This window comes from Pseudotabrizicola sp. L79, assembly GCF_036553525.1.
Taxonomy (GTDB): Bacteria; Pseudomonadota; Alphaproteobacteria; order Rhodobacterales; family Rhodobacteraceae; genus Pseudotabrizicola.
In genome coordinates this window covers 66,323-91,933 of the sequence record NZ_JAZHDA010000051.1, presented here as the reverse complement: position 1 = coordinate 91,933, position 25,611 = coordinate 66,323, and the positions used below count along the sequence as shown (strand labels likewise).

28 protein-coding genes are annotated in these 25,611 nt (G+C 63.1%); 14 read left to right on the top strand and 14 right to left on the bottom strand.

Annotated elements, in window-relative coordinates; all coding sequences use genetic code 11:
* Positions 1-42: 42 nt before the first annotated feature.
* The 3 genes from V3C85_RS12210 (at position 43) to V3C85_RS12200 (ending at position 2,336) form a co-directional block, all read left to right on the top strand.
* Complete coding sequence (locus V3C85_RS12210) at positions 43-798, top strand: N-formylglutamate amidohydrolase (protein WP_331795376.1); 756 nt, start codon at positions 43-45, stop codon at positions 796-798.
* Positions 799-991: 193 nt separating this feature from the next.
* Positions 992-1,924, top strand: a complete 933-nt coding sequence (locus V3C85_RS12205) for a calcium-binding protein (RefSeq protein ID WP_331795375.1) — start codon at positions 992-994, stop codon at positions 1,922-1,924.
* Between the two features lie 97 nt (positions 1,925-2,021).
* Complete coding sequence (locus V3C85_RS12200; protein WP_331795564.1) at positions 2,022-2,336, top strand: DUF1244 domain-containing protein; 315 nt, start codon at positions 2,022-2,024, stop codon at positions 2,334-2,336.
* Between the two features lie 54 nt (positions 2,337-2,390).
* Here V3C85_RS12200 and V3C85_RS12195 read toward each other — a convergent pair whose 3' ends face one another.
* Positions 2,391-3,251, bottom strand: coding sequence for a D-amino-acid transaminase (locus V3C85_RS12195; RefSeq protein ID WP_331795374.1), 861 nt, complete (start codon positions 3,249-3,251; stop codon positions 2,391-2,393).
* A gap of 2 nt (positions 3,252-3,253) precedes the next feature.
* A complete protein-coding gene (gene dgcA, locus V3C85_RS12190) occupies positions 3,254-4,216 on the bottom strand; it encodes an N-acetyl-D-Glu racemase DgcA (protein ID WP_331795373.1) in 963 nt (320 codons plus the stop codon).
* 161 nt (positions 4,217-4,377) lie between these two features.
* Here dgcA and V3C85_RS12185 point away from each other — a divergent pair, with 161 nt between their 5' ends.
* The 3 genes from V3C85_RS12185 to V3C85_RS12175 all read left to right on the top strand — a co-directional run bounded on the left by V3C85_RS12185 (position 4,378) and on the right by V3C85_RS12175 (position 6,878).
* Positions 4,378-5,334 carry an L-malyl-CoA/beta-methylmalyl-CoA lyase gene (locus V3C85_RS12185; RefSeq protein WP_331795372.1) on the top strand — a complete coding sequence of 319 codons (957 nt, stop codon included), beginning with the start codon at positions 4,378-4,380 and terminating at the stop codon, positions 5,332-5,334.
* A gap of 273 nt (positions 5,335-5,607) precedes the next feature.
* Positions 5,608-6,567: an acetyl-CoA carboxylase carboxyltransferase subunit alpha gene (locus tag V3C85_RS12180; RefSeq protein WP_331795371.1), complete on the top strand. Its 960-nt coding sequence runs from the start codon at positions 5,608-5,610 to the stop codon at positions 6,565-6,567.
* Positions 6,564-6,878, top strand: coding sequence for a DMT family transporter (locus tag V3C85_RS12175; RefSeq protein WP_331795370.1), 315 nt, complete (start codon positions 6,564-6,566; stop codon positions 6,876-6,878). Before V3C85_RS12180 ends, V3C85_RS12175 begins: the two co-directional genes overlap by 4 nt.
* A 21-nt stretch (positions 6,879-6,899) precedes the next feature.
* Here V3C85_RS12175 and V3C85_RS12170 read toward each other — a convergent pair whose 3' ends face one another.
* The 3 genes from V3C85_RS12170 to V3C85_RS12160 are packed head-to-tail and all read right to left on the bottom strand — an operon-like array spanning position 6,900 to position 9,189.
* The gene (locus V3C85_RS12170) at positions 6,900-7,631 is read right to left on the bottom strand and encodes a lysophospholipid acyltransferase family protein (RefSeq protein WP_331795369.1); all 732 of its coding nucleotides are present in this window, start codon (positions 7,629-7,631) and stop codon (positions 6,900-6,902) included.
* A complete protein-coding gene (locus V3C85_RS12165; RefSeq protein WP_331795368.1) occupies positions 7,631-8,521 on the bottom strand; it encodes a cell division protein FtsX in 891 nt (296 codons plus the stop codon). The genes V3C85_RS12170 and V3C85_RS12165 overlap by 1 nt, the downstream gene beginning before the upstream one ends.
* Complete coding sequence (locus V3C85_RS12160; RefSeq protein ID WP_331795367.1) at positions 8,518-9,189, bottom strand: cell division ATP-binding protein FtsE; 672 nt, start codon at positions 9,187-9,189, stop codon at positions 8,518-8,520. The genes V3C85_RS12165 and V3C85_RS12160 overlap by 4 nt, the downstream gene beginning before the upstream one ends.
* A 155-nt stretch (positions 9,190-9,344) precedes the next feature.
* Here V3C85_RS12160 and V3C85_RS12155 point away from each other — a divergent pair, with 155 nt between their 5' ends.
* Together V3C85_RS12155 and V3C85_RS12150 are read left to right on the top strand one after the other, a co-directional pair.
* Positions 9,345-10,142 carry a zinc-ribbon domain-containing protein gene (locus V3C85_RS12155; RefSeq protein WP_331795366.1) on the top strand — a complete coding sequence of 266 codons (798 nt, stop codon included), beginning with the start codon at positions 9,345-9,347 and terminating at the stop codon, positions 10,140-10,142.
* Positions 10,143-10,217: 75 nt separating this feature from the next.
* Positions 10,218-12,227 carry an NADPH-dependent 2,4-dienoyl-CoA reductase gene (locus tag V3C85_RS12150; RefSeq protein ID WP_331795365.1) on the top strand — a complete coding sequence of 670 codons (2,010 nt, stop codon included), beginning with the start codon at positions 10,218-10,220 and terminating at the stop codon, positions 12,225-12,227.
* Positions 12,228-12,233: 6 nt separating this feature from the next.
* Here the strand turns inward: V3C85_RS12150 and V3C85_RS12145 are convergent, their stop codons facing one another.
* Genes V3C85_RS12145 through hisS form a run of 4 tightly spaced genes read right to left on the bottom strand, consistent with a single transcriptional unit; the run spans position 12,234 to position 15,937 of the window.
* Positions 12,234-12,605 (bottom strand): hypothetical protein, encoded by a 372-nt coding sequence (locus tag V3C85_RS12145; RefSeq protein ID WP_331795364.1) that lies wholly within the window; start codon positions 12,603-12,605, stop codon positions 12,234-12,236.
* A 46-nt stretch (positions 12,606-12,651) separates the two neighbouring features.
* Positions 12,652-13,377, bottom strand: a complete 726-nt coding sequence (gene hisG / locus V3C85_RS12140) for an ATP phosphoribosyltransferase (RefSeq protein ID WP_331795363.1) — start codon at positions 13,375-13,377, stop codon at positions 12,652-12,654.
* Positions 13,374-14,468: an ATP phosphoribosyltransferase regulatory subunit gene (locus V3C85_RS12135; RefSeq protein WP_331795362.1), complete on the bottom strand. Its 1,095-nt coding sequence runs from the start codon at positions 14,466-14,468 to the stop codon at positions 13,374-13,376. Before V3C85_RS12135 ends, hisG begins: the two co-directional genes overlap by 4 nt.
* Complete coding sequence (gene hisS, locus V3C85_RS12130) at positions 14,465-15,937, bottom strand: histidine--tRNA ligase (protein WP_331795361.1); 1,473 nt, start codon at positions 15,935-15,937, stop codon at positions 14,465-14,467. The genes V3C85_RS12135 and hisS overlap by 4 nt, the downstream gene beginning before the upstream one ends.
* Positions 15,938-16,015: 78 nt before the next feature.
* Here hisS and V3C85_RS12125 point away from each other — a divergent pair, with 78 nt between their 5' ends.
* The 5 genes from V3C85_RS12125 to V3C85_RS12105 all read left to right on the top strand — a co-directional run bounded on the left by V3C85_RS12125 (position 16,016) and on the right by V3C85_RS12105 (position 20,006).
* Positions 16,016-16,216, top strand: a complete 201-nt coding sequence (locus V3C85_RS12125; RefSeq protein ID WP_331795360.1) for a SlyX family protein — start codon at positions 16,016-16,018, stop codon at positions 16,214-16,216.
* 98 nt (positions 16,217-16,314) lie between these two features.
* A complete protein-coding gene (locus V3C85_RS12120; RefSeq protein ID WP_331795359.1) occupies positions 16,315-17,307 on the top strand; it encodes a KpsF/GutQ family sugar-phosphate isomerase in 993 nt (330 codons plus the stop codon).
* 3 nt (positions 17,308-17,310) lie between these two features.
* A complete protein-coding gene (gene kdsA / locus V3C85_RS12115; RefSeq protein WP_331795358.1) occupies positions 17,311-18,138 on the top strand; it encodes a 3-deoxy-8-phosphooctulonate synthase in 828 nt (275 codons plus the stop codon).
* Positions 18,139-18,140: 2 nt separating this feature from the next.
* Complete coding sequence (locus V3C85_RS12110; RefSeq protein WP_331795357.1) at positions 18,141-18,944, top strand: 3-deoxy-manno-octulosonate cytidylyltransferase; 804 nt, start codon at positions 18,141-18,143, stop codon at positions 18,942-18,944.
* A 156-nt stretch (positions 18,945-19,100) separates the two neighbouring features.
* Positions 19,101-20,006 carry a LysR family transcriptional regulator gene (locus tag V3C85_RS12105; RefSeq protein ID WP_331795356.1) on the top strand — a complete coding sequence of 302 codons (906 nt, stop codon included), beginning with the start codon at positions 19,101-19,103 and terminating at the stop codon, positions 20,004-20,006.
* A gap of 22 nt (positions 20,007-20,028) precedes the next feature.
* Here V3C85_RS12105 and V3C85_RS12100 read toward each other — a convergent pair whose 3' ends face one another.
* From V3C85_RS12100 to V3C85_RS12090, 3 genes are read right to left on the bottom strand one after another with little or no spacing between them, the layout of a single operon-like run.
* Complete coding sequence (locus tag V3C85_RS12100; protein ID WP_331795355.1) at positions 20,029-21,009, bottom strand: OmpA family protein; 981 nt, start codon at positions 21,007-21,009, stop codon at positions 20,029-20,031.
* Between the two features lie 37 nt (positions 21,010-21,046).
* Positions 21,047-21,784: a GNAT family N-acetyltransferase gene (locus V3C85_RS12095; RefSeq protein WP_331795354.1), complete on the bottom strand. Its 738-nt coding sequence runs from the start codon at positions 21,782-21,784 to the stop codon at positions 21,047-21,049.
* A complete protein-coding gene (locus tag V3C85_RS12090; protein WP_331795353.1) occupies positions 21,781-22,500 on the bottom strand; it encodes a competence/damage-inducible protein A in 720 nt (239 codons plus the stop codon). Before V3C85_RS12090 ends, V3C85_RS12095 begins: the two co-directional genes overlap by 4 nt.
* A 145-nt stretch (positions 22,501-22,645) precedes the next feature.
* On the opposite strand from V3C85_RS12090, the gene map reads away from it, so the two are divergent.
* Positions 22,646-23,455: a type I methionyl aminopeptidase gene (map, locus tag V3C85_RS12085; RefSeq protein WP_331795352.1), complete on the top strand. Its 810-nt coding sequence runs from the start codon at positions 22,646-22,648 to the stop codon at positions 23,453-23,455.
* 52 nt (positions 23,456-23,507) lie between these two features.
* On the opposite strand, the gene V3C85_RS12080 is transcribed toward map, so the two are convergent.
* Together V3C85_RS12080 and V3C85_RS12075 are read right to left on the bottom strand one after the other, a co-directional pair.
* A complete protein-coding gene (locus V3C85_RS12080; protein WP_331795351.1) occupies positions 23,508-24,608 on the bottom strand; it encodes a flagellar basal body P-ring protein FlgI in 1,101 nt (366 codons plus the stop codon).
* On the bottom strand, positions 24,605-25,609 hold the full coding sequence (locus V3C85_RS12075; protein ID WP_331795350.1) for a hypothetical protein: 1,005 nt from the start codon (positions 25,607-25,609) through the stop codon (positions 24,605-24,607). Before V3C85_RS12075 ends, V3C85_RS12080 begins: the two co-directional genes overlap by 4 nt.
* Between the last annotated feature and the right edge of the window lie 2 nt (positions 25,610-25,611).

Below are 25,611 nucleotides of genomic sequence, written 5' to 3'. Positions count from 1 at the left end.
AACCATGGATATGCAACAGTTTCGTGATGGGATTGCATCGATATGCGGCATGAAGCCTTTGAGATTACGGGCGCGGCGCGGCGCGGTTCGTGGCTGGTGACCTGTGATCACGCCACCAATCGTGTGCCCGACTGGCTGGGGGGCGATCTGGGCATCGGGCCCGAGGATATGGGCCGCCACATCGCCTATGACGTTGGGGCCAAGGGCGTGGCGCTGGCCTTGGGCGCGGCGCTGGACAGCCCGGTGATCTGTTCTGATTTCAGCCGTCTGGTGATCGACCCCAACCGGGGCGAGGATGATCCGACCCTGCTGATGAAGCTGTATGACGGCACGATCATTCCGGCCAACCGCCACGCCGGGCCAGAGGAGGTTGAGCGGCGGCTGGAGCGTTTGCACCGCCCCTATCACGCGGCCCTTGCAGGGCTGGCCGAGGGGCGGGCGATTGTGTCGGTGCATTCCTTTACGCCCTGCCTGCGGGGCCGCAGCCCGCGCCCCTGGCAGGTGGGCATCCTTTACAGCCATCTGGATGCGCGGCTGAGCCGGGCGGTGATTGACGGGCTGCGCCATCAGGCCGACCTGTGCCTTGGCGATAACGAGCCCTATTCCGGCCATCTGCCCGGTGACGCGATCGACCGCCACGCCCTGCGGCATGGGCGCCACAACACGCTGATCGAATTGCGCAATGACCTGATCGGCACCGAGGCCGAGCAGCAGCAGTGGGCGCAGAGGCTGGCGCCGATTCTGGTGCAGGCTTTGGTCGCCGTTCGGGAAGTTGATTGTCGCGGAGCGGGTGGCTAGCCCGCCTTACTGATTGTTGGACAATTGCGAACAAAGATGGGTCTTGGCGCTGTTTGGTGGCGGCAATCTATCCATTTGGAAACAAATATTTTTCTTGCTTGATTTGCTGCTGATAGACTGATGTTGCTCACAATATAGTGAAGTGAATGCTGGCCGGTTTGTTCGGTCGGCATCGTTTATGGAGCATTGCGTTATGGGACTGCTGTATCTTCTTCTTCCCGCACTGTTGTTGGGTGGGTTGGCCTTTGGTTTCGGCGGTTCGGATGGTGGAGGTGAAGACGAGTCGAACGAGCCAGAAGAAGACAGCGGAGAGATCGAAACCGGAACCTCTGCCTCGGAGGAAGTGGCTGGAACGTCGCTGAACGATTTGTTGCTGGCGGCTGGTGGCGATGATGTCGTCGAAGGCCTTGAGGGTGACGATGTCCTGCTGGGAGAGTTCGGCGCTGATTCCGTCAGTGGTGACGCGGGCAATGACATCATTCTGGGTGGTGGCGGAAACGACCTGCTGGATGGATCAACTGGCAATGACCTTGTGATCGGCGGCGCCGGGAATGACCGGGTGGTTGGGAATGACGGCGATGACGTTCTGTTGGGGTCGAGCGGCGCCGATACCCTGGTCGGCGGCGAGGGAGACGACCTTCTTGTTGGCCTTGAGTATAACCTTGTTGCGCCGATCCTGTCGGAAACGGCAGACCTTGTCACGTCCGGGCTTTCAGCGCGCTTTGGCGATCAGGTTTCGGACAGGCTGCTTGAGCGGGTCAGCACCAGTGTGATGTCGGGTGATGCGGGCACGACTGCGCCGGATCTGCTGGAAGGCGGAGCAGGTGACGATCTGTTGATGGGCGATGACGGAGACACCCTGTCTGGCGGCAACGGGGCCGACAGCTTTGCCGTTGCCTATAACCTTGGCGATGACGTGACGCGGGTCACTGACTTTGACGCAGAGACCGAGGACTTGGTGCTGTTGGTGGCTAATCCTGCGACGGTTCAGATCAGCTTTGTTGCTGATGGGGCGGGCGGCACCAATATGCTGGCAGACGGTGCTCCTGCGGTGAATTTCGCCAACCTGACTCCGGACGATCTGCTTGCAGATGGCGCGCCGTGGTTGCTGGTTGATCAGGTTTGATACTGCTGCGTGTCGGCCGCTGTGGGCACTGACCAGTTCTTGAGGATGGGTCTGTCTTGCGTCATGTTGGACCGAACAGGAGGACCAGATGGCCGAGATTGACCCAACCACCCGCACCGAACTGGAAGCTGCTGCCTTTCGGGCGCTGATGCATCATTTGCTGGAAAAGCGGCCTGATGTGCAGAACATTGATCTGATGAATCTGGGCGGGTTTTGCCGCAACTGTCTAAGCCGCTGGTATCAAGAGGCCGCCAATGCGCGCGGCATCGAGATGGGCAAGGATGAGGCGCGCGAGATCGTCTATGGCATGCCCTATTCCGACTGGGTGGCCAAGAACCAGACCGAAGCGGATGCCGCAAAAAAGGCCGCCTTTGAGGTGGCCTTTCGCGAGAATGTTGGCCCCAAGGACTGAGACGCAGACCTGGGGCCGAAGCTTAAGGCCAAGGCCGAAAGCCGGGGCCGCCTGTCAAAGGGCGGCCTTGCGCATTTCGTCCAGATAGATTTCGCGCATCCGGGCGGCCACGTTGCCCGGTTTGCCGCTGCCGATGGCGGCGCCGTCGATTTCGACGACGGGCATCACAAAGGCCGAGGCCGAGGTGATGAACGCCTCATCTGCCTGCTGTGCCTCGGCGACGGTGAAGTTGCGCTCTTCGACCTCGAACTGCGCTTCTTTGGCAAAACGCAGGACAGCGGCGCGGGTGATACCGTGCAGAATATCATGGCTGAGGGCGCGGGTGATGATCTTGTTGCCCTTGACGATATAGGCATTGTTCGAGGTGCCTTCGGTGACAAAGCCATCCTGCACGAACCACGCATCATCGACGCCCGCATGTTTCGCCATCATCTTGCCCATCGACGGATACAGCAGTTGCACCGTCTTGATGTCGCGGCGGCCCCAGCGTTCGTCGGGGATCGAGATCACCTTCCAGCCGGTTTTTGCAGCGGGGCTGTCGGCAAGGCCGGGTTTGGCCTGGGTGAACAGAACCACGGTCGGCTCGACCTCGGGCGAGGGATAGGCAAAGTCGCGGTCGCCGGGATTGCCGCGGGTGACTTGCAGATAAACCATGCCGTCGGTCACGGCGTTGCGGGCGACGATTTCGCGGAAAATCGCCAGCCATTCGTCATTGGAATGGGGGTTCTTCATGCCCAGTTCCGACAGCGAGCGACCAAGCCGGATGCAATGGCCCGCAAAGTCGATCAGCTTGCCATCCAGCACGGACGTCACCTCATAGACGCCATCGGCCATCAGAAAGCCGCGGTCAAAGACCGAAACCTTGGCTTCGTTTTCGGGCAGATAGTCCCCGTTCAGATAGACGATGCGGCTCATGCTTATCCCCAGAGTTCGGCGGGTGGCGGGTGGATGCCTGCGCTGGAATAGGCAAGCGGTGTGTCGCGGTCTTGGGCCAACAAAAGCGGTGCGTCAAGATCAGAGAACGCCGCGCCCTGTGCCACAAGGGTGGCGGGGGCCATGGCAAGGCTGCTGCCGACCATACAGCCGACCATGATGCCCAGCCCCAGATCACGCGCCGCGTCGCGGGTGGCCAGGGCCTCGGTCAGGCCGCCGGTCTTGTCGAGCTTGATGTTCACCATGTCATATTTTCCCCGCAGCGCGGCAAGGCTGGCGCGGTCGTGGCAGGATTCGTCGGCGCAGACGGGCAGGGGGCGGGCGATTTCGGCCAGCATGTCATCGGCCCCGGCGGGCAGGGGTTGTTCGACCAGTTCCACGCCAAGCGCCACAAGGCGGGGGGCCAGATCAGCATAGACCTCGGCGCTCCAGCCTTCGTTGGCGTCGATGATCAGGCGGGTGTTCGGCGCGCCCTGCCGGACGGCTTCGAGCCTTGGCATATCGTCGGGGGTGCCCAGCTTGATCTTGAGAAGTGGGCGATGGGCGTTCAGCGCGGCCTGTTCGCGCATGCTGGCCGGGCTTTCCAGCGACAGGGTAAAGGCGATGGGCACGGGTTGGAGGGCTGGCAGGCCCAACAGGTGCCAGACCCGCTGGCCCGTTGTTTTGGCCTGCAGATCCCACAGGGCGCAATCCACGGCATTGCGGGCGGCCCCTGCGGGCAGGGCATGTTGCAGGTCGGTGCGGGTGATGCCCGGCGGCAGGTCGGCGATCTGTGCCGTCACGCTGTCAAGGCTTTCGCCATAGCGGGCATAGGGCACACATTCGCCCCAACCGGTCACGCCATTGCGGGTGATGCGCACGGTCAGCACATCGGCATGGGTTTTCGTGCCGCGGCTGATGGTAAAGGGGCGGGCAAGGGCAAAGCTGTCGCGGCTGATGCGGATCATGGGGCCAAGTCCAAAGGGTGGTCTTTCTTGGCAAGGGCGCAGCGTCGGGGCAAGGGCGGTGATGCGATTGCTGCAACTGCAAAGGTGGTATTGCAGAGTGCAGCGTAATAATCTAACCAATGAGGCAAGAGTCGTGAAATTTACTTGCTGACAGGATCAAGATGAGCTTCCGCATCCAACCCCCCGCCCCCGCCCGCCCGAACCGCTGCCAGTTGTTTGGCCCCGGCTCTCGCCCCGCGATTTTTGAAAAGATGGCGGCCAGTGCGGCGGATGTGATCAACCTTGATCTGGAGGATTCGGTGGCGCCGTCCGACAAGGTGGCGGCGCGGGCCAATATCATTCAGGCGGTGAACGATATTGATTGGGGCACGAAAACCCTGTCGGTGCGGATCAACGGGTTGGACACGCCCTATTGGTATCGCGACGTGGTGGATCTGCTAGAGCAGGCGGGTGACCGGCTGGATCAGATCATGATTCCCAAGGTGGGCTGTGCGGCGGATGTCTATGCCGTGGATGCGCTGGTCACGGCGGTCGAGCGGGCCAAGGGGCGGGCCAAGCCGATTTCCTTTGAAGTCATCATCGAAAGTGCCGCGGGCATTGCCCATGTCGAGGAAATCGCCGCCAGCAGCCCGCGTTTGCAGGCCATGTCGCTGGGGGCGGCCGATTTTGCGGCCAGCATGGGGATGCAGACCACGGGCATCGGCGGCACGCAGGAAAACTATTACATGCTGCGTGAAGGCGTTAAGCACTGGTCTGACCCCTGGCATTGGGCGCAGGCGGCCATTGTTGCGGCCTGCCGCACCCATGGTGTGCTGCCGGTCGATGGCCCGTTTGGCGATTTTTCGGACGACGAGGGCTTTCGCGCGCAGGCGCTGCGGTCGGCCACGCTGGGCATGGTGGGCAAATGGGCGATCCATCCGAAGCAGGTGGCCATTGCCAATGAGGTCTTTACCCCGTCAGAGGCCGCAGTCGCCGAGGCGCGCGAAATTCTGAAGGCGATGGACGAGGCCAAGGCGCGCGGCGAGGGGGCCACGGTTTACAAGGGCCGGCTGGTCGATATTGCCAGCATCAAACAGGCCGAGGTGATCGTGCGCCAGTCAGAGCTGATCGCCGGTTGATACATTGAATCGTTGACAGACTGCCCCAAAAAAGGGCAGGCTTGCGCGATCAGCGCCTGGTATCGGGCAGCTTGAAAAGATACCCGCGCCGCGATCAAGGGGAGAGGAGGCCCCTCGCGGCAAATGGGGAGGAAGCTCGCCCTGTGGCCCGGCCACAGGGCGCTGCTGTTTTTGGGGCGCTGCTGTTTTTTGGGGTTGGGGCGGGTGTCCTGTCCTCAGTTGCATCCTGCTGCTGTCGGGGCCATATAGGGCCATGCAGTGCGGGAGTGACCCATGAACTACCTGGAATTCGAAAAAGGCCTTGCCGAGATCGAGGGCAAGGCAGAGGAACTGCGGGCAATGGCGCGTGGCAATCCGGGGATGGATGTCGCCAAGGAAGCCGAGGCGCTGGACCGCAAGGCCGAAACCATGTTGCGCGATCTTTACAAGGATCTGACGCCATGGCGCAAATGTCAGGTGGCCCGCCACCCCGACCGGCCCCATTGCAAGGATTACATCGACGCGCTGTTCACCGAATTCACGCCGCTGGCCGGGGATCGGAACTTTGCCGAAGATCACGCCGTGATGGGTGGTATTGCCCGGTTCAACGACAAGCCGGTGATGATCATCGGCCATGAAAAGGGCAATGACACCAAAAGCCGGATCGAACGGAATTTCGGCATGGCGCGGCCCGAGGGCTATCGCAAGGCCATTCGCCTGATGGATCTGGCCGACCGTTTTGGCATGCCGGTGATCACGCTGGTGGACACGCCCGGCGCCTATCCCGGCAAGGGCGCAGAGGAGCGCGGCCAATCCGAAGCGATTGCCCGCAGCACCCAGAAATGCCTTGAAATCGGTGTGCCGCTGATTTCGATCATCATCGGGGAAGGTGGTTCGGGCGGCGCGGTGGCCTTTGCCACGGCCAACCGGGTGGCGATGCTGGAACACAGCGTCTATTCGGTGATTTCGCCCGAAGGCTGCGCCAGTATCTTGTGGAAAGATGCCGAGAAAATGCGCGAGGCCGCCGAGGCCCTGCGGCTGACGGCGCAAGATCTGCAAAAGCTGGGTGTGGTTGACCGGATCATCAAAGAGCCGATGGGCGGGGCACAGCGTGGCCGCAAAGAGGCGATCGAGGCTGTTGGCAAGGGCATCGAGGCGATGCTGAAGGAATTTGCCGGCAAAAAACCCGAGGCGATCATCAAGGAACGCCGCACCAAGTTTCTGGATATGGGTGCCAAGGGGCTTGCCGCTTGAGCCCCTGGGTTTTGGTGGCATTGGCCGGGATCATGGAGACCGGCTGGGCCATCGGTTTGAAATATTCAGACGGGTTCACCCGCCCCCTGCCATCGGTGCTGACCGTGCTGGGCGCCTTGGCCAGTTTCTGGATGCTGTCGGTGGCGATGAAGGATTTGCCGGTGGGCACCGCTTATGCCGTTTGGGTGGGCATCGGGGCCGTCGGCACAGCCGTGGCGGCTGTGGTGCTGTTCGGCGATCCGGTCAATCTGATGCGGGTTCTTGGCGTCGTGCTGATCCTTGCCGGGATCGCCGCGCTGAAACTGGCCTAAGCGCGTCTGTCGGGCCCCCGGTCAGGTCGGAAGGATCAGCCCGCCCTCGGCCATCAGGCGGTTGGAATGGGTTTCCACCTCGGCTTCCAGCCGTTTCATGAAGGCTGGAATCGGCAGGCCAGGTTCGATGCGCGGCAGAAACTCGACCACGGCCAGACCCGGCGTGCGCAACAGGCTGCGCTTGGGCCAGAACAGGCCAACATTGGCGGCCACGGGCACGCAGGGCTGGCCCAGTTGTTCATAAAGCAGGCCCGTGCCCACCTTATAGGGGCGCGCGGCACCGGGGGCGACACGGGTGCCTTGCGGATAGATGATCAGCTGGCCGGGATCTGCGGCGCCCTTGGCAACATCGGCTTTCATCTTGGTGATGGCTGCGCCACGCTTGCCCCGATCAACCATCACGCAGCCGATGCGCTGGGCGTATTGGCCCAGAACCGGCGTGAACATCAACTCGCGCTTCATCACGAACTTGCCGCGCGGGACGGCGTTGAAGATCAGGATGATGTCGAGAAAGCTTTGGTGTTTGGCGGCGATCACCACCTCATCCGTGGGTGGGGTGCCGCGCACCTCGGACCGGATGCCGCACATCACCCGCACGGTGAAGATCACCCATCGGCAATAGGTTTTGCAGGCGGCATAGGCCCCCTCTTTGCTGGCAAGGGCATAGGGGAAGAACAGGATGCCGATCACGGCCATGGCCACATACATCTGGATGATGAAGAGAACGGACATGATCCAGCGCAGGATGATCATCAGGGAAGCCTTTTCAAGGTGCGTAGGGCCGCAAAGCGGGTTGCGGCAAAGGCGACAATAGCAGCAAGTGGCGGCAAGATCAGGGGCAAAAGCCACCCCGCGCCCTGAAAGCGGAGGCCAGTCAGAAAGCCCCCGGCCTCATCCGTGCGGGGCAGCAGGGCCACACCGATCATCGCGATCACAGTGCCGATGGCCGCGCCGCCCAAGGCGCGCAGGGTGAAACGATGCACGAAGGCGCGGGTGATGTAGCTGTCTTTTGCGCCGACCAGCCGCAACACGCGGATGACCTGAAGGTTGGCGGCAAGCGCGGCATTGGCGGCCAGCGTGATCATCGCCCCCGTCGCACCCAGAATCAGCACCAGCGACAACAGGCCCAACAGCTGCAAGCGTTCGGCCGCGATGGCCAGCGGGCGTCGCCAGCGGGTGTGATCGTCCAGAATGGCGCCGGGGGCCTCGGCCGCAAGGCGCTGGCGCAGGCCTTCGCTGTCATAGCCATCGCCGGTCTCGGTCAACTCGATCAGGCGCGGCAGGGGCAGGGCATCGACCGGCAGATCGGGGCCGAACCATGGCTCAAGCAGGCGGCGCTGTTCGTCGGTGTCGATGGCACGGGCATTGGCAATGCCGGGCGTGGTGGACAGCAGTGCCAGAACGGCGGTCATTTGCGTTTGCATCTGATCGGCCGGGGCCGAGATGCGAATGGTGGCCGTGCCCGACAGCGCCGAGGCCCAGCGATCGGCCAGCCGCCCCGAGGCAAGGGACAACGCCAGCGCAAAGACCGCCAGAAAGGCCATCGCACCCGCCGAAAACAGTGTCAGCTGTGCGGTAAAGCCCGAGGGGGGCACGACACGGTCGGCCGACCGATCCGAGGAAAACAGGGCAGGCAATTTCACAGGTCGGCCCCCGCAAGCTGCACACGGCGGTTCTTGATGCGCAGCACCCGTGCGGCGATCTGCGATTTCGCCTGACGGATCAGGTTCAGGTCATGGGTGGCCACCAGAATGGTCTTTCCCATCCGGTTCAACTCGACCAGCAGGGTCAAAAGGCGCAGCGACATTTCCCAATCAAGGTTGCCGGTGGGTTCGTCGGCCAGAATGACATCCGGGTCCATGATGATGGCGCGGGCCAGAGCGGCGCGCTGGCGTTCGCCCCCCGACAGCGATGGCGGCAGCGCATCGCCCAACGTGCCAAGCCCGACCCAGTTCAGCAGATCGGTCAGGTTCTGCACATCAACAGGCCGGTTCGAGACGGTCAGCGGCAAGACCACATTGGCGGCAAGGGGCAGGTGGTCGAGGAACTGGCAATCCTGATGCACCACCCCGATCCGGCGGCGGTTCATCGCCACATCATCGCGTGTCAGGCTGTGCACATCGCGGTCAAACAGGGTGACATGCCCGGCCGTGGGCAAAAGATCGGCATAGGCCAGTTTCAAAAGGGTGGATTTGCCCGCCCCGGACGGCCCGGTCAGGAAATGAAACGATCCGGGGGCCAGTCGCAGGGACACTTCGGCCAATAATTCACCACCGCCGTAATTATAGGCAGCATTTTCGAATGCGATCACGGCACAGCCTCTTTTGGTCGGGTGCAGAATTGCTGAATCTGCGGGGGGATTCAATGACACTGATGTATGCGATATCCACAATCTATTGGAATCGACCAGTATCGTTGCTACAACATGGATGAACAGCCGTATCAACGGCGCGGGACACAGGCAGCATGCGTATCATTTGTCCGAATTGCGACGCCCAATACGAGGTTGATGATGCCGCGATACCGCCAGAGGGGCGGGACGTGCAATGTTCAAACTGTGGCAATGCCTGGTTTCAGGCCGCACCGGCCAGTGCCGAAAAGCTGACGGCGGCGCTTTACGACGATCCGGCGCCTGCCGAAGACCGCCCCGCCGCATTGGCGCAGGGCGAGGAGGAGCGTGAGGACGCCCCACCGGCGCCGCAGCCGATCAAGCGCAATCTGGATGAAGCCGTGCTGTCAGTGCTGCGCGAAGAGGCCGAGCGTGAGGTCAAGGCCCGCAAGGCCGAGGCCGATGGGCTGGAGATGCAGGGCGATCTGGGCCTGCCGCCGCCGGTGAACCCGGCGGTGAACCGACAGCCCCCTAGCCCGACCGAGAATGCGCCAGAGCCGAGCAGCGCCGAACGTCGCGTGGCCTCGATGAAGGGCAAGCCCGTGCCGCCGCCAAAGGCCACTCCTCGGCGCGATTTGTTGCCGGATATCGAGGAAATTAATTCCAGCCTGAAGCCAAGCCCAAAGGGCCAAACTGCCGTGATGGATGATGAACCGGCGGCCAGCTCGGGGTTTCGATCGGGGTTTGTGCTGATGCTTTTGGTGGGGCTGGTTGCCACGGTTGCCTATGTGATGGCACCGCAGATCAGCCAGCAGATTCCCGGTCTGACGGGGGCGATGGACGGCTATGTTGCGGCGATTGATGCCGGACGCGTGGTCATTGATGGTGCCATCCGCAGTGCGACCAGCTTCTTGCAGGGTTTGACGGGCAGCTGATCGGCGTGACGCCGCGTCGGGCGTGACAAGTGCTGCCCCCAAGGCCATGGTTCGCGCCACAGCCGGAGGAATGTCATGAGCCAGTTTCCCAATCTTCTTGCCCCGCTTGATCTGGGACATGTGACGCTGCCGAACCGCGTTCTGATGGGGTCGATGCATACGGGCCTGGAAGAAACCGGCGATTGGAACCGGGTGGCCGAGTTCTATGCCGCGCGGGCGCGTGGCGGGGTGGGCCTGATCGTGACCGGCGGTATGGCCCCCAATCGCGAAGGGGGGGTCTTTCCGGGCGCGGCGGGGCTGTTCTCGGATAAGGATATTGCCAATCACCGCATGGTCACCGACCGGGTGCACAAGGCGGGGGGGCGCATCGCCATGCAGATCCTGCATGCGGGCCGCTATGCCTATGGCAAGGAATGCGTGGCCCCCAGTGCGGTGAAATCGCCGATTTCGCCCTTTGTCCCGCGCGAGTTGGACGAAGATGGCATCGAAAAGCAGATCTCGGACATCGTGACCGCCGCAACCCGCGCCCGCGAGGCCGGTTATGACGGGGTCGAGGTGATGGGCAGCGAAGGCTATTTCCTGAACCAGTTTCTGGTGCGCCACACCAACCGGCGCGACGACCGTTGGGGCGGGTCGTATGAAAACCGCATGCGCCTGCCGGTCGAGGTGGTGCGCCGGGTGCGCGAGGCCGTTGGCCCCGATTTCATCGTGATCTACCGCATCAGTCTGATCGACCTGATCCCTGACGGATCAAGCTGGGATGAGGTGGTGCTGCTGGCGCGCGCCATTCAGGCGGCAGGGGCCAGCCTTCTGAACACCGGCATCGGGTGGCACGAGGCGCGGGTGCCGACGATTGCAACGTCGGTGCCGCGTGCGGCCTTTAGCTGGCTGACCGCCCGGCTGCGGCCCGAAGTGTCGATTCCCGTGATCACCTCGAACCGCATCAACACGCCCGACGTGGCCGAGGGCATTCTGGCGGCGGGGCAGGCCGATATGGTCAGCATGGCGCGTCCGTTTCTGGCGGATGCCGACTTTGTGGCCAAGGCTGCGGCGGGACGGGCCGATGAAATCGCCCCCTGTATCGCCTGCAATCAGGCCTGTCTGGATCACACCTTCAGCGGCAAGCTGACCAGTTGTCTGGTGAACCCGCGCGCCTGTCATGAAACCGAGTTGACCTATGCCCCGACAGAGGCACCCAAGCGGGTGGCCGTGGTGGGGGCGGGCCCGGCGGGGATGATGACCGCGCTGGTGGCGGCCGAGCGGGGCCATGAGGTCACGCTGTTCGATGCGGCGGCGCGTGTTGGCGGGCAGTTGCATCTGGCGGCGGCGGTGCCGGGCAAGGAAGAGTTCAAGGGCCTGATCCAGTGGTTCCAGACCATGCTGGGGAAAAGCCCGGTGCAGCTGCGGCTGAACACTGCCGTTACGGCGGCTGATCTGGCCGGGTTTGATGCGGTTGTGGTGTCAACCGGGGTTGCCCCGCGCGATCCGGGGATTGCGGGGCAAGACCGCGCCAAGGGGTATCTCGATGTGCTGCGTGGGGCGCCCGTCGGGCGGCGCGTGGCGATTGTGGGGGCTGGCGGTATCGGGTTTGATGTGGCCGAATATCTGGCGCATCAGGGCACATCGCCGACCGAGGATCTGGATCTGTGGCGCCGCGAATGGGGCGTGGGCGATCCGGCGCAGGTGCCGGGCGGGCTGGCCGCCGATGGCCCCGCGCCCGAGGCCCCGGCGCGGGAAATCTGGCTGTTGCAGCGCAAGGCCGAAAAGCCGGGCCGCCACCTGGGCAAGACGACAGGCTGGATTCACCGTGCGGCCTTGCAGATGAAGGGCGTCAGGATGCTGGGCGGCGTGACCTATAAGGCGATCATCGACGAAGGCTTTTTGATCGAGCGGGATGGCAAGGAAGAGCTGTTGCCAGTTGATGATGTGGTGCTGTGCGCAGGGCAGGTGCCGCAGCGCGGGCTTGCCGATGATCTGTTGGCCGCGGGCCGGGTGGTGCATGTGATCGGCGGGGCCGATGTGGCGGCGGAACTGGATGCCAAGCGCGCCATCAACCAAGGGGCGCGGCTGGCGGCGCAGCTGTAGCGCCGGTCAATAGCCGCGGGGGTTGCCGGTCAGGATGGTGCCTGTGCCCTCTTCGCCGCTGGCGCCGATCCACAGAACCGAGCTGCCGTTGATCTGAACCGCCCAGCAATTGGGCGGGTCGCCATCATAGGCAAGGCACAAACGGTTGCCCTGAACATGCCAGCTGCCAGCATAGTCGGGGCCACGCACCTGACCATCGGGGGCATAGTATTCCTCAAACCCGCCCGAGGCGACCATCGAGCCGCGAATGGTGTTGCCGGAAATGGCCCCACTGATCGCGGCACCGGAACTGCCGGTCTGGGCCGCCACGGGTGCGGCCAGCAAAAGGCCCATAAGGGCTGCTGCCAATGGAATGGACAACGGGACAAATCGCGTCATAGCCTGCACTCCTTATCGTCTGACGCTAGACGATTTTGTAACGGTTTCAAAGCCGGTCAAGCACCGAGGGTGCGGCATCGGCCAGCCCCAGTCTGGTCAACAGCGCTTGCAGCGTGCTGCGGGTGGGGGCGTCCCACTCGGCGCGGCGGGCGGCAAACAGCATGGCCTGGCTGGAATGGATCAGCCCGTCAGACAGGATTTTCAGATGGTTCGCCCGCAGCGTTTCACCCGATGAGGTGATGTCGGCCACGGCCTCGGCCGTCAGGTTCTTGACCGTGCCCTCGGTGGCCCCCTGGCTGTCAACCAGTTGATAATCGGCCACGCCATTCTGGGTCAGAAACTCGCGCACAAGGCGGTGGTATTTGGTGGCAATGCGCAGGCGGTGGCCGTGTGTGCGCCGGAATTGGGCGGCCACGGCATCAAGGTCATCCAGCGTATCCACATCGGCCCAGCCCGTGGGCACGGCAATGATCAGATCGGCATGGCCAAAGCCAAGCGCGGCCAGTTCGGCCACTTGGGCAGACCAATCGGCCAGCTTTTCGCGCACCAGATCGCTGCCGGTGACGCCAAGGTGGATGCGGCCTGCCGACAATTCCCGCGGGATTTCCCCGGCGGACAGCAACACCAGTTCAACCCCCGCAACGCCTTCGACCGTGCCGGAATATTCCCGCTCGGCCCCGGTCTGGCGCATGGTGACGCCGCGTGCGCCGAACCAGTCAAAGGTCTTTTCCATCAGCCGCCCCTTGGACGGCACGCCGATTTTCAGCATCACAGCACCCCTTTCAGCCGCGCCACCAGGCCGGGGCGGATAACACCGCCCACGGCCGGGATCGACCGGCCCTGACCCAGCACGGCGGTCAGCGCATCATAGCGCCCGCCGGTGGCGATGGGGGGCATGTCGGGGTCTTGCTCGGCGTAAAAGCCGAACACGAAGCCGTCGTAATATTCCATATTGGTGCGGCCATAGCTGGCCTCGAAATCCAGCGATCCGATATCAACGCCCTTGTCGGCCAGGGCCTGCATCCGGGCCTGCACACGCTGAACGGCGGGCACCAGCGCGGGCATGTCTGCGGACATCGACAGCAGGCGGGCGACGGCAGCGGGGCCTTTGTCGCGCACGGCCAGAACGGCCTCTAGCTGCGCCAGTTCCTGCGCCGGGATCGGCGGGGCGGCGGCGTCTTCGGCCAGGGCTTGCAGGCGGTCGGTGATTTCGGCGGTGCTGCGTTGGCCGGTTTGCACAAGGCCCGCCAGCACATCCTGCCCCCGTGACAGCCGATCCAGCAGAAAGGCGCGGGTGGCGGGCACCGGCACGCGGCCCCCAAAGCGATCAAGCAGCGCGCGAAAGCGGCGTGGCCGCCAGAGGTGGCGCATCAGCGCGGCCTTGCGGCGGTCGGTTGTGGTCAGCCCCTGCACAGCGGCGCGCAAAATGCCGATATCACCCGTGGCCGCGCGCAGGCCCAGCGGGGCCAGCAGGTGCTGGAACAGGGCAAACACCTCGGCATCGGCAGCCAGGGGATCGGTGCCGTCAAACACCTCATAGCCCACTTGCACATATTCGCTTTGACGCGGGCCAAGGTGATATTGCTGGCGAAAAACCTCGCCCATATAGCAATAGCGGGCGGGTTCGGCGCCATGTTCCATATGCGCCTGCACCACCGGCACGGTAAAATCGGGGCGCAGCATCATTTCGCCGCGCACCGGATCATGCGTGACATAGGCGCGGGCGCGGATGTCTTCGCCGTAAAGATCCAGCAGCGTTTCGGCGGGCAACAGCAGATCGGCCTCTATCGGCTGTGCGCCGGTGGCGGCGATGGCGGCGTAAAGCTGTTCGGCCTCGGCCCGGATGGCGGTTTTCGGTGTCATGGCATCAGCATCTTGCGCACGGCGGCGACCAGATCGGCGCGCGGCACTTCCACCTGTGCGGGGCGGTCTTTCCATTCTTCAAGCGTGGCGCTTTCAGCGATCTTGGCCCCAAGGATCAGGTCTTTGAGGATGACGGTGCCTGCGTCTTTCTCGTTCCCGCCCTGAATGACAGCCACAGGAGAGCCGCGCTTGTCAGCATATTTCAACTGATTGCCAAAGTTCTTGGGGTTGCCCAGATACATCTCGGCCCGGATGCCTGCGGCGCGCAACTCGCCCACCATGGCCATGTAATCGGCCATGCGGTCACGATCCATCACTGTCACCACCACGGGGCCTGCCGCCTCGCCCGCGGTGCGGCCCTTGGCGCGCAGGGCGGCCAGCAGGCGGTCAACGCCGATGGACACGCCCGTGGCAGGCACGGCCTGACCGGTGAACCGCTTGACCAGATCATCATAGCGCCCGCCCCCGGCAACACTGCCAAAATTGCGCGGGCGGCCTTTTTCATCGGTGATCTGGAAGGTCAGTTCAGCCTCATAGACCGGGCCGGTATAGTAGCCAAGGCCGCGCACGACACCGGGGTCGATCACGATGCGGTCAGGACCATAGCCTTGGGCCGAGAGAAGGTCGGCAATCATTTCCAACTCGGCCACGCCTTCGGCCCCGATGGCCGACGTGCCGATCAATTCGCGCAGGCGGGCAAGGGTTTCGTCGCCTGTGTCGCGTTTGGCCGTGGTAAATCCCATCACCACTTCGGCCTGTTCCGCGTTCAGCCCCGCACCTTTGGTGAAATCGCCCGACTCGTCGCGGCGGCCCGTCCCCAGCAGCGCGCGCACGCCTTCGGCCCCCAGACGGTCGATCTTGTCGATGGCGCGCAGCACGATGCCGCGCTCTTCTGTCTTGGCGTCCCCGGCAAGGCCCGCCACCTCCATCACGCCGTTCAGAACCTTGCGGTTGTTCACCTTGACGATGTAATCGCCGCGATCAATCCCCACGGCCTCTAGCGCATCTGCCAGCATGGCGCAGATTTCGGCATCGGCGGCGACCGACGGCGCGCCGACGGTATCGGCGTCGCATTGGTAGAACTGGCGAAACCGCCCCGGCCCCGGCTTTTCGTTGCGCCAGACCGGGCCCATGGCATAGCGGCGATAGGGCGAGGGCAGGTCGTTGCGGAACTGCGCGGCCACGCGGGCAAGCGGGGCGGTCAGATCATAGCGCAGGGCCAGCCAATCCTTGTCCTCATCCTGCCAGGCAAACACACCTTCGTTCGGGCGATCGACATCGGGCAGAAACTTGCCAAGCGCCTCGACCGTTTCGACGGCGCTGGTTTCCAGCGGATCAAAGCCATAGCGATGGTAAACCCCGGTGATCGCATCCAGCATCGCCTTGCGCTCGGTCACCTCGGCGCCGAAATAGTCGCGGAACCCTTTGGGCGTTTCGGCCTTTGGGCGGCGGATTTTTCCATCAGACATGGCTTTGGGCCCTTCGTTCTTTGGCATGGTTCCTGTAACGGATGGGGCAAGGGGCGGCAAGCGCATCGCGGGGGCAAGATGGATCGGACAGCACTTCTGGAAGAACGCGTGGCGCATCTGACGCGGGCGGTCGAGGATTTGTCGGATGTGGTGGCCGGTCAGCGCAAAGAGATTGACCGCCTGACCCGCCTTGTCGGCCTGCTGGTCGAGCGCGAGGCCGAGCGCGAAGCCGATGCCTTTGACGCGCCTGCCGCCAACCAAAAGCCACCGCATTGGTAAAGCCCTGGCGGGCTTTGCGTCAGGGCGCGCCCAAGGCCGTGTTCTGGACAGGGGCGGCCCCGCATGGCAAAGAGACTGCATTCCAAGGGAAAGCTCAGATGGCCCAAGCCCGTCACGACCCTGCCGCCGTTCCTGATGCGGTGGCACATTCCAATCAGGTTGCCGCCCGCGTTCTGATAACCGAAGCCGAGGCCTTGTTTGCCTTGGCCCGCGATCTGCCGCCCGATTTCGGGGCCGCGATTGATGCCATTCTGGCCGTGCAGGGGCGGGTGATCCTGTCGGGCATTGGCAAATCGGGCCATGTGGCGCGCAAGATTGCGGCCACCCTTGCCTCAACCGGGACGCCCGCGTTTTTTGTGCATGCGGGCGAGGCCAGCCACGGCGATCTGGGTATGGTCACGCCGCAGGATATTTGCCTGCTATTGTCGAACAGCGGTGAAACGGTTGAGTTGCGCGATATGATTGCCCATTGCGCGCGCTTTGACATTCCGCTGATCGGCATGTCGCGCGACCCGGCCAGTGCGCTGATGCGGGCGGCCGATTACCGGCTCACCATTCCCGACCTGCCCGAGGCCTGTTCCATCGGCATGGCGCCGACCACCTCGACCACGTTGATGCTGGGGCTGGGCGATGCCTTGGCCGTCGCGCTGATGGAGGCACGCAAGTTTCAGCCCGAAGAATTTCGCGCCTTTCACCCCGGCGGCAAGCTGGGCGCGCAACTGACCCCGGTGCGGCAGGTGATGCACGGGGCCGACCGCTTGCCGCTGGTGGCCGAAGACGCCCCGATGCAGGATGTGATTCTGACGATGACAGCGGGAGGCTTTGGTGTGGCGGGGGTGGCCGATGCGGCGGGGCATCTGGTGGGGGTGGTCAGCGATGGCGATTTGCGGCGCAACATGGATGGCATCATGGGCCGTCGCGCCGGGCAGGTCTGTTCGCGCCATCCGGTGACGGTGGCCCCCGATCTGCTGGCCGCCGAAGCCCTGGCCGTGATCAACAAAAACAAGATCGGTGTGCTGTTTGTCTGCGAGGGCGGTCGCCCGGTGGGTATTCTGCACCTGCACGATCTTCTTCGTATCGGAGTGATGTAGCCCATGTCGCAGCAGATTGTTCAGATTGGCGATATCGCCATTGGCGGGGCCAACCCGATTGCCCTGATCACCGGCCCCTGCCAGTTGGAAAGCCACGATCATGCCCGCATGATCTGCGAAGGCTTGCTAGAGGCCTGCGCGCCAACGGGGACAAAAATCATCTTCAAGGCCAGTTATGACAAGGCCAACCGGTCCAGCATCGGCACGGCGCGCGGGCTTGGGATGGACAAGGGGTTGCAGATTCTGGCCGATATCCGGGCCGAATTCGGCGTGCCGGTGCTGACCGATGTGCACGAGCCGTGGCATTGCGCCGAAGCTGCCAAGGCGGTTGATGTGCTGCAGATCCCGGCCTTTCTGTGCCGCCAGACCGATCTGTTGTTGGCGGCGGGCGAAACCGGCCTTGCCATCAACATCAAGAAGGGCCAGTTTCTGGCGCCCTGGGATATGAAGAACGTGGCCGCCAAGGTGGAAAGCACCGGCAACCGCCGGATCATGCTGTGTGAACGGGGCACGTCCTTTGGCTATAACACCCTTGTTACCGATTTCCGGGGCCTGCCCACCATGGCCGAAACCGGTTGGCCGGTGGTGTTTGATGCCACCCATTCGGTGCAGCAGCCCGGCGGCCTTGGCGGCAGTTCCGGTGGCCAGCGGCAGTTTGCGCCCGTGCTGGCGCGGGCGGCCTGTGCCGTGGGGATATCGGCGCTGTTCATCGAAACGCACCAAGACCCCGACACGGCGCCAAGCGACGGGCCGAACATGATCCCGCTGGCCGAGATGCAGGCGCTGATCGGGCGTCTTTGCGCCTTTGATCGTCTGGCAAAAGGGCTGTAACGATGGACGCCTGCATCATCATCCCCGCCCGCTATGCCAGCACGCGCTATCCGGGCAAGCCCTTGGCCACCCTGACCGGTGCAAGCGGCACGGCCCGCAGCCTGATTGAGCGCAGCGTCATGGCGGCGCGGGCGGCCTCGCAGGGGCAGATCCCGATCTATGTTGCCACGGATGATGACCGCATTGCCGCCGAGGCTGGCCGCATCGGGGCCGATGTGATCATGACATCGGAAAGCTGCCGCAATGGCACCGAACGTGTGGCCGAAGCCGTGGCAAAGGCCGGGATCACGGCCGAAATCGTGGTGAACCTGCAAGGCGACGCGCCGCTGACCCCGGCGCATTTCGTGACGGCGCTGATTGCGGCGATGCGCGCCGATGCCAGTTGCACCATGGCCACGCCCTGCCTGCGCTGCGATGCCGAAACGGTGAAAAACCTGCTGGCCGACCGGCAGGCCGGCCGGGTGGGGGCGACGACGGTGGTGTCTGATCATGCGGGCCGCGCGCTTTACTTCTCGAAAGAGGTGATCCCCTTTACCAATGGCAAAGGCGTGGTTGATGGCATCGTGCCGGTGTTTCACCATGTGGGCGTCTATGCCTATCGCCCCGCCGCCCTTGCGGCCTATTCGTCCTGGCAGCCCGGCCCGCTTGAGACGCTGGAGGGGCTGGAGCAACTGCGCTTTCTGGAAAACGGGCATCCCATCCGCATGGTCGAGGTTTCGGCCCCCGGCGCCGTGTTCTGGGAATTGAACAACCCGTCCGACGTTCCCCTGATCGAAGGCTATCTGGCCCGGATGGGGTGGGAGTAAGGCGCCGTTTCGGGCGCTTTGCCGGCGGCCCGCTTGTTTCCGCGCCCTGAACGATCCGCGATATTTCCCCGGATAGGCCGCGGCAGCGCCGTTATCCTGCCCGATTTCGAGATCAATAAGGTCAGATCAACCCATACCGTGTCTGCCGGGGGAAAAATGGATCGTCTGACTGAAATGGAAGCCTTTGCCACGGTCGTTGACCAAGGCGGCTTTACCGATGCGGCCAAGAAGATGGGCATTTCGAAATCTGCCGTTTCGAAACATGTCTCTGCCCTTGAAGCCCGCCTTGGCGCGCGGTTGTTGAACCGCACCACACGCAGGGTCAGCCCGACCGAGATCGGGCTTGCCTATTATGACCGCGCCCGTCGCGTGCTGAATGATGCAGGCGAGGCCGATGCACTGGTCACCAGCATGCAATCGGCGCCATCGGGCCTGTTGCGCATCAGCGTTGCCACCGATTTCGGTGTGAACCTGTTGTCACCCATTCTGGGGGATTTCCTGCTGGAATACCCCGACATCACCGTGAACATGGTGCTGAACAACCGCTATGTCGAACTGATCAGCGAAGGCTTTGATATGGCCATTCGGGTGGGCGAGCTGGAAGACAGCACCCTGCGCGCCCGCAAGCTGACCGACACGACCAAGCGCATGATCGCCTCGCCCAGCTATTTCCAGAAATTCGGGCGGCCGATGAAGATTGATGATCTGAACGATCACAAGCTGCTGCACTATTCCAATCAGGCCAATGGCAATGTCTGGAAGATTACCGCGCCTTCGGGGGAAAAGCGGCAGGTTCGCACGGCGGGCTGGCTGACGGTGAATGACGGGCAATCGCTGCTGAATGCGGCGGTTTCGGGCCTTGGCATCGCCTATCTGCCCAGCTTTCTTTATGCCGATGCTATGAAACAGGGGCTGGTCGAAGAGGCCCTGCCGGGGCTGCCGACCGAAATTCTGGGCATCTATGCCGTCTATCCGCCGGGGCGCTTTACGCAGCCCAAGGTGCGCGCCTTTATCGATTTCCTTGCCCGTCGCTATTCCGACAAGGGCCCGGACAAGTGGTAACGACAGCCTGATTTTGTTCCCTTCACGGCTGAACTGGGGTCGAGGTCACCATGACTTCGACCCGTCTGTTTTTCTGCCGCCCCTCTTCGGTCTGATTGCTGGCAATGGGGGCCAGATAGCCCACGCCCTCGGCCTCTATTCTGCTGCTGTCGATGCCGTGCTGGCGGATCAGATATTGCCGCACCGCCTGTGCCCGCTGACGCGACAGCGCGATATTCCCGGCAAGCCCGCCCGAGGCATCGGTATGCCCCACAACGGCAACGCTGGTTTCGGGGTTGGCCTTCATCCAGGCGGCCATTTGATCCAGTGCGGCATAGCTGCCTTTGGGCAAAGCGGCAGAGCCTGAGGGGAAATCAAGGCCCGTCAGAACTGCGGCCCCACTGGCCAAAAGGCGGCTGGCCAATGTGTCGCCCGTGCCTTGACTGGGCTGGGGTTGGCGAAACACGGTTTCTTGGGCAGGCTGGGGCGTGGCTGGGGCGGTCGTGCCCAAAGCCTGCGCCGGTTTTTGCCCGACATGGGTGACCTGCACAAACCCCGCGGCGGCACTTTTGCTGACCATCAGGCTGATCGCCTCATCCTTGCGGGTGGCCGAAAGAAACCGGAAATCGCCCAGATCGACATGCATTTCCGGTTCGGGCAAAAGCGGGGTGGCAAAGCGGAAATCAAAACCGCCGCATTGCAGGCCTTCGCATTCAAACACGATGTCAAAGCCCTGTGCCGCCAGTTGGGCGCGCAAGGGAACCAGCAGTTCCAATGTGCTGGCGCCCGACCCGTCGATCCGCCACGCCCGTTGCTGCACCGCGCCTTCCAGTGGCTTGGTCGGCAGGGTGCCATCGCGAAACGGCCCCAAAGGCAGCGGATAGCTGGCAAAGGGCGCGCTTTGTTCGGCAACGGCGGCACTGTTTTCCGGCATCACCAGATCGACCGACTGTGCCTGCCCCGGCATGGGGGCCAGACTGCTGCCAAGCAGGGCTGCGATGATAAGCCTGCGGGGTGTCGTCACGAACGGTCAGCCTTTCTGGGGGGCAGCCTTTTGGGGGTCAGCCTTTTAGGGCCCCCTGAACAGGGCCAAATTGGCGGTAATGATACTGCCCTACGATCTGCATGCCCAGAGTGCTGTAAAGACTGCGGGCGGGATTATTGCCAAGGGTCACCACAACAGCCAGTGTCTGCGCGCCCTGATCCAGTGCCCAGCCCGCCGCTGCCCGCAAAATGTTGTGCCCGGCACCCTGTCTGCGCAAGGTGGGCCGCACCTCCAGCGCGTGCAGCATCGCACAGTCGTGATGGCAGGCGATAAAGGCAGACCCTGCGGGCCGGTCTTGGCTGCGCGCCAAAAGGGCGGTTTTCGGGCCCTGCACCCTGTCCATCACCGCAAGGCGACCGGGGCCAATACCCGCCTCGGCCCACAGCTCGGTGCAGATGGCAAGGGGCGGCCAATGGGCAAAGGTGGTCATTGGCAAAGGCGCGGGCCGGGCCAGTTCGGCACAGGGCGCGGCATAGGCGACCACGGGATCAACGATCCGATAGCCGCGCGCCTGCAAGGCCTGATCCAGCAACACATCTTCCTCGCGGATCATGAACAGCGCAGGTTGGTTCAGCTGGGCCATGGCCTGTTCTGCGGCCGGAATGTCTTCGTCTTGCCAGCCGGGTTGGGCCGTGGCCGCCGAAACCCGCTTGCCGCCGCCCTGACCCTCTCGGATCAGCCAAGGCCCAATGTCGTGGCGGCCTGCGGCGGGCCATGTCGACTCAAGCACAGTGAAAAGATCGGGGGCCGTCATGGAAACAGGGCTGCAAGCTCTGCCATGGCCGCGTCAATCTGGGCCGGATCGGTGCCACGGATCACCAGATTGGTGCCATGCGCCCCGTTTTGAATGAACGGATACGACCCCATCGACAGATCGGGATAGGCGGCAGCCAACCGCCTAAAGGCATCTGCCACCTCGCCTTCACCCCGGTTCACGCGCAAGGTCTGGCTTAGCAAGGGGTCACCGCCCGTCAGCGTTGGCATGACACTGGCCACCATCGCCTCAAAGATCTTGGGCACACCCGCCATGACATGCACATTGCCCAAGGTGAACCCCGGCGCCGTGCTGACCGGGTTGTCGATCAGCGTGGCGCCATCGGGAATGCGCGCCATGCGTTGGCGTGCGTCGTTAAAGGGCAAACCCGCGCGGTCGTAATGCGCCTGCAACAGCGCCATGGCATCGGCCCGGTGGCCGATCTTGGCGCCAAAGGCGGCGGCGATGGCATCGGCGGTGATATCGTCATGGGTGGGGCCGATGCCGCCGCTGGTGAACACATGGTCCCACTGTTCTGACAAGGCCCGCACCGCCTGCACGATGGTGCCATGGTCATCGGCTACAACCCGCGCCTCCATCAGCCTGATGCCGTGCCGCGTCAGTTCATTGGCCAGAAAATGCATGTTGGAATCGCGCGTGCGCCCCGACAGGATTTCATCTCCGATGACCAGCATGGCGGCGGTTGGGTTTGCCATCTTCGATGCTCCTCTGCGTGAAGTTGAGCTTGGGTATAGGCTTGCTGTCCCGTGTTGCAAGCCCTTGGCCATGGTGCGCGCGCCATGGCTCTGGTCAAATCCTGCCGATTTCCTTATTTAGGCGGCAATTGAAAAGGAGTGTCAGGTGGAAGAGACGCGCGGCCGGATCACGCGGGACGGCATCCGCATTTACGAAGCCCCCGATTTTGCGGGCATGCATGCGGCTGGCAAGGTCGCTGCCGAGATCTTGGATATGGTGGCGCCGCTGGTGCAGCCGGGCACCACCACGGCTGTGATCGATGATTTCATCCGCGAAGAGATTGAGCGCCGGGGCGTCACCTCGGCCACGATCGGCTACAAGGGCTATCAGCATGCGTCATGCATTTCGGTGAACCATGTGGTGTGCCACGGCATTCCGGGTGCCAAGGTCTTGTCGGATGGCGATATCCTGAATGTCGATGTGACGGTGATCGTGGATGGCTGGTTTGGCGATACCAGCCGCATGTATGTGGCCGGAAATCTGCCGCGCAAGGCCGAGCGTCTGATCGACGTCACGCATGAGGCCCTGATGCGCGGGATTGCGGCGGTCAAGCCGGGCAACACCTTTGGCGATATCGGCCACGCGATTCAAAGCTATGTCGAGGCCAACCGGATGAGTGTGGTGCGCGACTTTTGCGGCCACGGCCTTGGTCGCGTCTTTCATGCGCCGCCGAATGTGCTGCACTATGGTCGCGCCGGCACGGGGCCGGTTCTGGAAGAGGGCATGTTCTTTACGATCGAACCGATGGTCAATCTGGGTCGTCCCGAAACCAAGGTTCTGGCCGATGATTGGACGGCGGTTACCCGCGACAAATCCCTGTCGGCACAGTTTGAACATTCGGTTGGCGTGACGGCGACGGGGGTTGAGATTTTCACATTGTCCCCGGCCGACAAATTCCATCCGACCTGGGGTTAGGTGATCTGTGGCGGTGGGTGGCCGCATCAGGATGATGCAGCCACAAAGACGTTCAGTTGATGACAAACTCGGCATGCAGGGCCCCTGCGGCGTGAATGCTTTTCAGAATGTTGATCATGTCGTTTGGCGGCACGCCCAAGGCATTCAAGCCTGCGACCAGTTCTGACAGCGATGTGCCCCCCCGCACCTCGGCCAGGCCGGTGCCCACCGGTTGATTGATCGCCGCATTGGTGCGGGGCACAACCACGGTTTCGCCCTGGGCAAAGGGGTTGGGCTGAACCACCATCGGGGCCTCTTCCACCCTTAGGGTCAGGTTGCCTTGCGCCACGGCAACCCGGCTGATCCGCACATCCTGGCCGATCACGATTGTGCCAGAGCGCTGATCCACCACAACCCGTGCCCGCGTTTGGGGCGCAACAGACAGGTTCTCAATCTTGCCGATGGCATGCGCCGCTGACCGCATGCCCGTTGCATCCACATTCAACTCAACCGTGCCTGCATCCAACATTGTTGCCACCCTGCGACCGAATTCCCGGTTCAACTGTGTTTCTATCAGGGCCGCAGTGCTGAAATCAGGGTTGCGCAGCGCCAGTCGCAGCGACCGCAGGCTGGTAAAGTCGAAATCAACCTCCCGCTCGACCCGTGCGCCCGCCGGTATAGACCCAGCCGTCGGAACGCCCTGCACCACACGCGCGACCTCGCCTTCGGCAACCAAACCCCCGGCGATCACCGTGCCTTGGGCAACGGCATAGATCTGCCCGTCGGCCCCGTTCAGGGGCGTCATCACCAAAGTGCCGCCCAACAGGCTTTTGGCATCGCCGATGGCCGAAACGGTCACATCGATCCGCCCGCCCGCCCGCGCAAAGGCGGGCAATTCCGAAGTCACAAGCACCGCAGCCACGTTCTTGGGCCGAAACGCCTCTCCCGTGACGTTGACGCCCAACCGCTCTAGCAGATTGGCCATGATTTCTTCGGTAAAGGGCGCATTGCGAATCCCGTCGCCTGTTCCGTTCAGGCCAACGACAAGCCCATAGCCGACCAGATCATTGCCACGCACGCCGTCAAATTCCACCAGATCCTTAAGCCGAATCTCTTGAGCGACCGCTGGCAGCGCCCACAACAAGCTTAGCGTCAAAAGCAGGCTTCGGATCATCGCAGGAACCTCGCCAAGGTGAGTTCAGAGAGCCGTGCGGTGACAGTATAGGCCATCTCAAGGCTTGTTCTGACCGCCTCCAACTCGACCGCGGTTTGTGCCGGATCAGTGCTGATCAGATTTGAGATCGTCAATTCCTGGGTAAGTGATGCCGCTTGCTGGTGGGAAATCGCTGTTTCGATCCTGGCCTCATCCGTACCGATGCGGGCGGAAAGGTCGACAAGGGCTGTCACGCCAGATTGCAGGGCATCAATCGTGTGGTCCCGCAGGGCCATCCGGTCGGCGCCACTTGTCGAAAGATTGGGGTGATCGATAAAGCTGGCCACCGCCAAGCCTGCCAGCGCCTTTCTGATCTGCGCGCTTGCCGCTGTCTGATCGTCCACCGACGTGCCCTCGGCATCAATGCGCAGGCCCGGGGCTGCCGCGGCGCCGACATAGGCGACAGATGCAAAACCTGTCGGGCTGTCGAACCAGGCGGTCACCCGCGCAGAGATTTCTTCGGCTGTCTGTGCCCCCGAAACAAGCGTTTCAAGCGCATCCAGCACCGTTTCTGGTGGGGCAAGGGCTGGCCCGTTCAGGGCCATTCCGGCGAAGATCGCCTGCCCCGCAACTTTGGTGTTCAAAGTCGAAAAGGCAGAGGCAAAGGCTGTCTTCGCGCGGTCAGCCACCCGCTGGCCCTGGGTGCCATCGCTGTCTTGCGACAGGGTCGAGAAGGCTTCGCTCAAACCCTCAAGCTCGGCGCTGATGGACGAAAGGGCCGCCTGCTGCGTCTGCGCCTTTACGGCAGCCCCGCCGGCAGCCGAAATAAAGCCGTCCAGCATCTGACGCGACCGTTCCAGCGCAGCAAGGCCCGAGGTGTCGCCTGAAAGGCTGGCCGCAATGTCCGTTTTTTTGCCCGAGGCAAGCTCATTGGCAAGGCGGATGCTGTCTGATTTCAGGCCTCCGATCCGGGATTTGGTCGTATAGGCCTGGGCCAGATCGCCAAAGGAAATTCCTGTCATCG

Excerpts from the sequence above, each read along its gene's own strand:
- dgcA (WP_331795373.1), bottom strand. The coding sequence starts at position 4,216 with ATGATCCGCATCAGCCGCGACAGCTTTGCCCTTGCCCGCCCCTTTACC.
- V3C85_RS12145 (WP_331795364.1), bottom strand. The coding sequence starts at position 12,605 with ATGACGCGATTTGTCCCGTTGTCCATTCCATTGGCAGCAGCCCTTATG.
- V3C85_RS12090 (WP_331795353.1), bottom strand. The coding sequence starts at position 22,500 with ATGGCAAACCCAACCGCCGCCATGCTGGTCATCGGAGATGAAATCCTG.
- V3C85_RS12075 (WP_331795350.1), bottom strand. The coding sequence starts at position 25,609 with ATGACAGGAATTTCCTTTGGCGATCTGGCCCAGGCCTATACGACCAAA.
- V3C85_RS12180 (WP_331795371.1), top strand. The coding sequence starts at position 5,608 with ATGAACTACCTGGAATTCGAAAAAGGCCTTGCCGAGATCGAGGGCAAG.
- V3C85_RS12210 (WP_331795376.1), top strand. The coding sequence starts at position 43 with ATGCGGCATGAAGCCTTTGAGATTACGGGCGCGGCGCGGCGCGGTTCG.
- V3C85_RS12155 (WP_331795366.1), top strand. The coding sequence starts at position 9,345 with ATGCGTATCATTTGTCCGAATTGCGACGCCCAATACGAGGTTGATGAT.
- V3C85_RS12150 (WP_331795365.1), top strand. The coding sequence starts at position 10,218 with ATGAGCCAGTTTCCCAATCTTCTTGCCCCGCTTGATCTGGGACATGTG.
- V3C85_RS12095 (WP_331795354.1), bottom strand. The coding sequence starts at position 21,784 with ATGACGGCCCCCGATCTTTTCACTGTGCTTGAGTCGACATGGCCCGCC.
- V3C85_RS12120 (WP_331795359.1), top strand. The coding sequence starts at position 16,315 with ATGGCCCAAGCCCGTCACGACCCTGCCGCCGTTCCTGATGCGGTGGCA.
- V3C85_RS12105 (WP_331795356.1), top strand. The coding sequence starts at position 19,101 with ATGGATCGTCTGACTGAAATGGAAGCCTTTGCCACGGTCGTTGACCAA.
- V3C85_RS12110 (WP_331795357.1), top strand. The coding sequence starts at position 18,141 with ATGGACGCCTGCATCATCATCCCCGCCCGCTATGCCAGCACGCGCTAT.
- V3C85_RS12185 (WP_331795372.1), top strand. The coding sequence starts at position 4,378 with ATGAGCTTCCGCATCCAACCCCCCGCCCCCGCCCGCCCGAACCGCTGC.
- V3C85_RS12205 (WP_331795375.1), top strand. The coding sequence starts at position 992 with ATGGGACTGCTGTATCTTCTTCTTCCCGCACTGTTGTTGGGTGGGTTG.
- V3C85_RS12080 (WP_331795351.1), bottom strand. The coding sequence starts at position 24,608 with ATGATCCGAAGCCTGCTTTTGACGCTAAGCTTGTTGTGGGCGCTGCCA.
- V3C85_RS12170 (WP_331795369.1), bottom strand. The coding sequence starts at position 7,631 with ATGATCATCCTGCGCTGGATCATGTCCGTTCTCTTCATCATCCAGATG.
- hisS (WP_331795361.1), bottom strand. The coding sequence starts at position 15,937 with ATGTCTGATGGAAAAATCCGCCGCCCAAAGGCCGAAACGCCCAAAGGG.
- V3C85_RS12135 (WP_331795362.1), bottom strand. The coding sequence starts at position 14,468 with ATGACACCGAAAACCGCCATCCGGGCCGAGGCCGAACAGCTTTACGCC.
- V3C85_RS12195 (WP_331795374.1), bottom strand. The coding sequence starts at position 3,251 with ATGAGCCGCATCGTCTATCTGAACGGGGACTATCTGCCCGAAAACGAA.
- V3C85_RS12125 (WP_331795360.1), top strand. The coding sequence starts at position 16,016 with ATGGATCGGACAGCACTTCTGGAAGAACGCGTGGCGCATCTGACGCGG.
- kdsA (WP_331795358.1), top strand. The coding sequence starts at position 17,311 with ATGTCGCAGCAGATTGTTCAGATTGGCGATATCGCCATTGGCGGGGCC.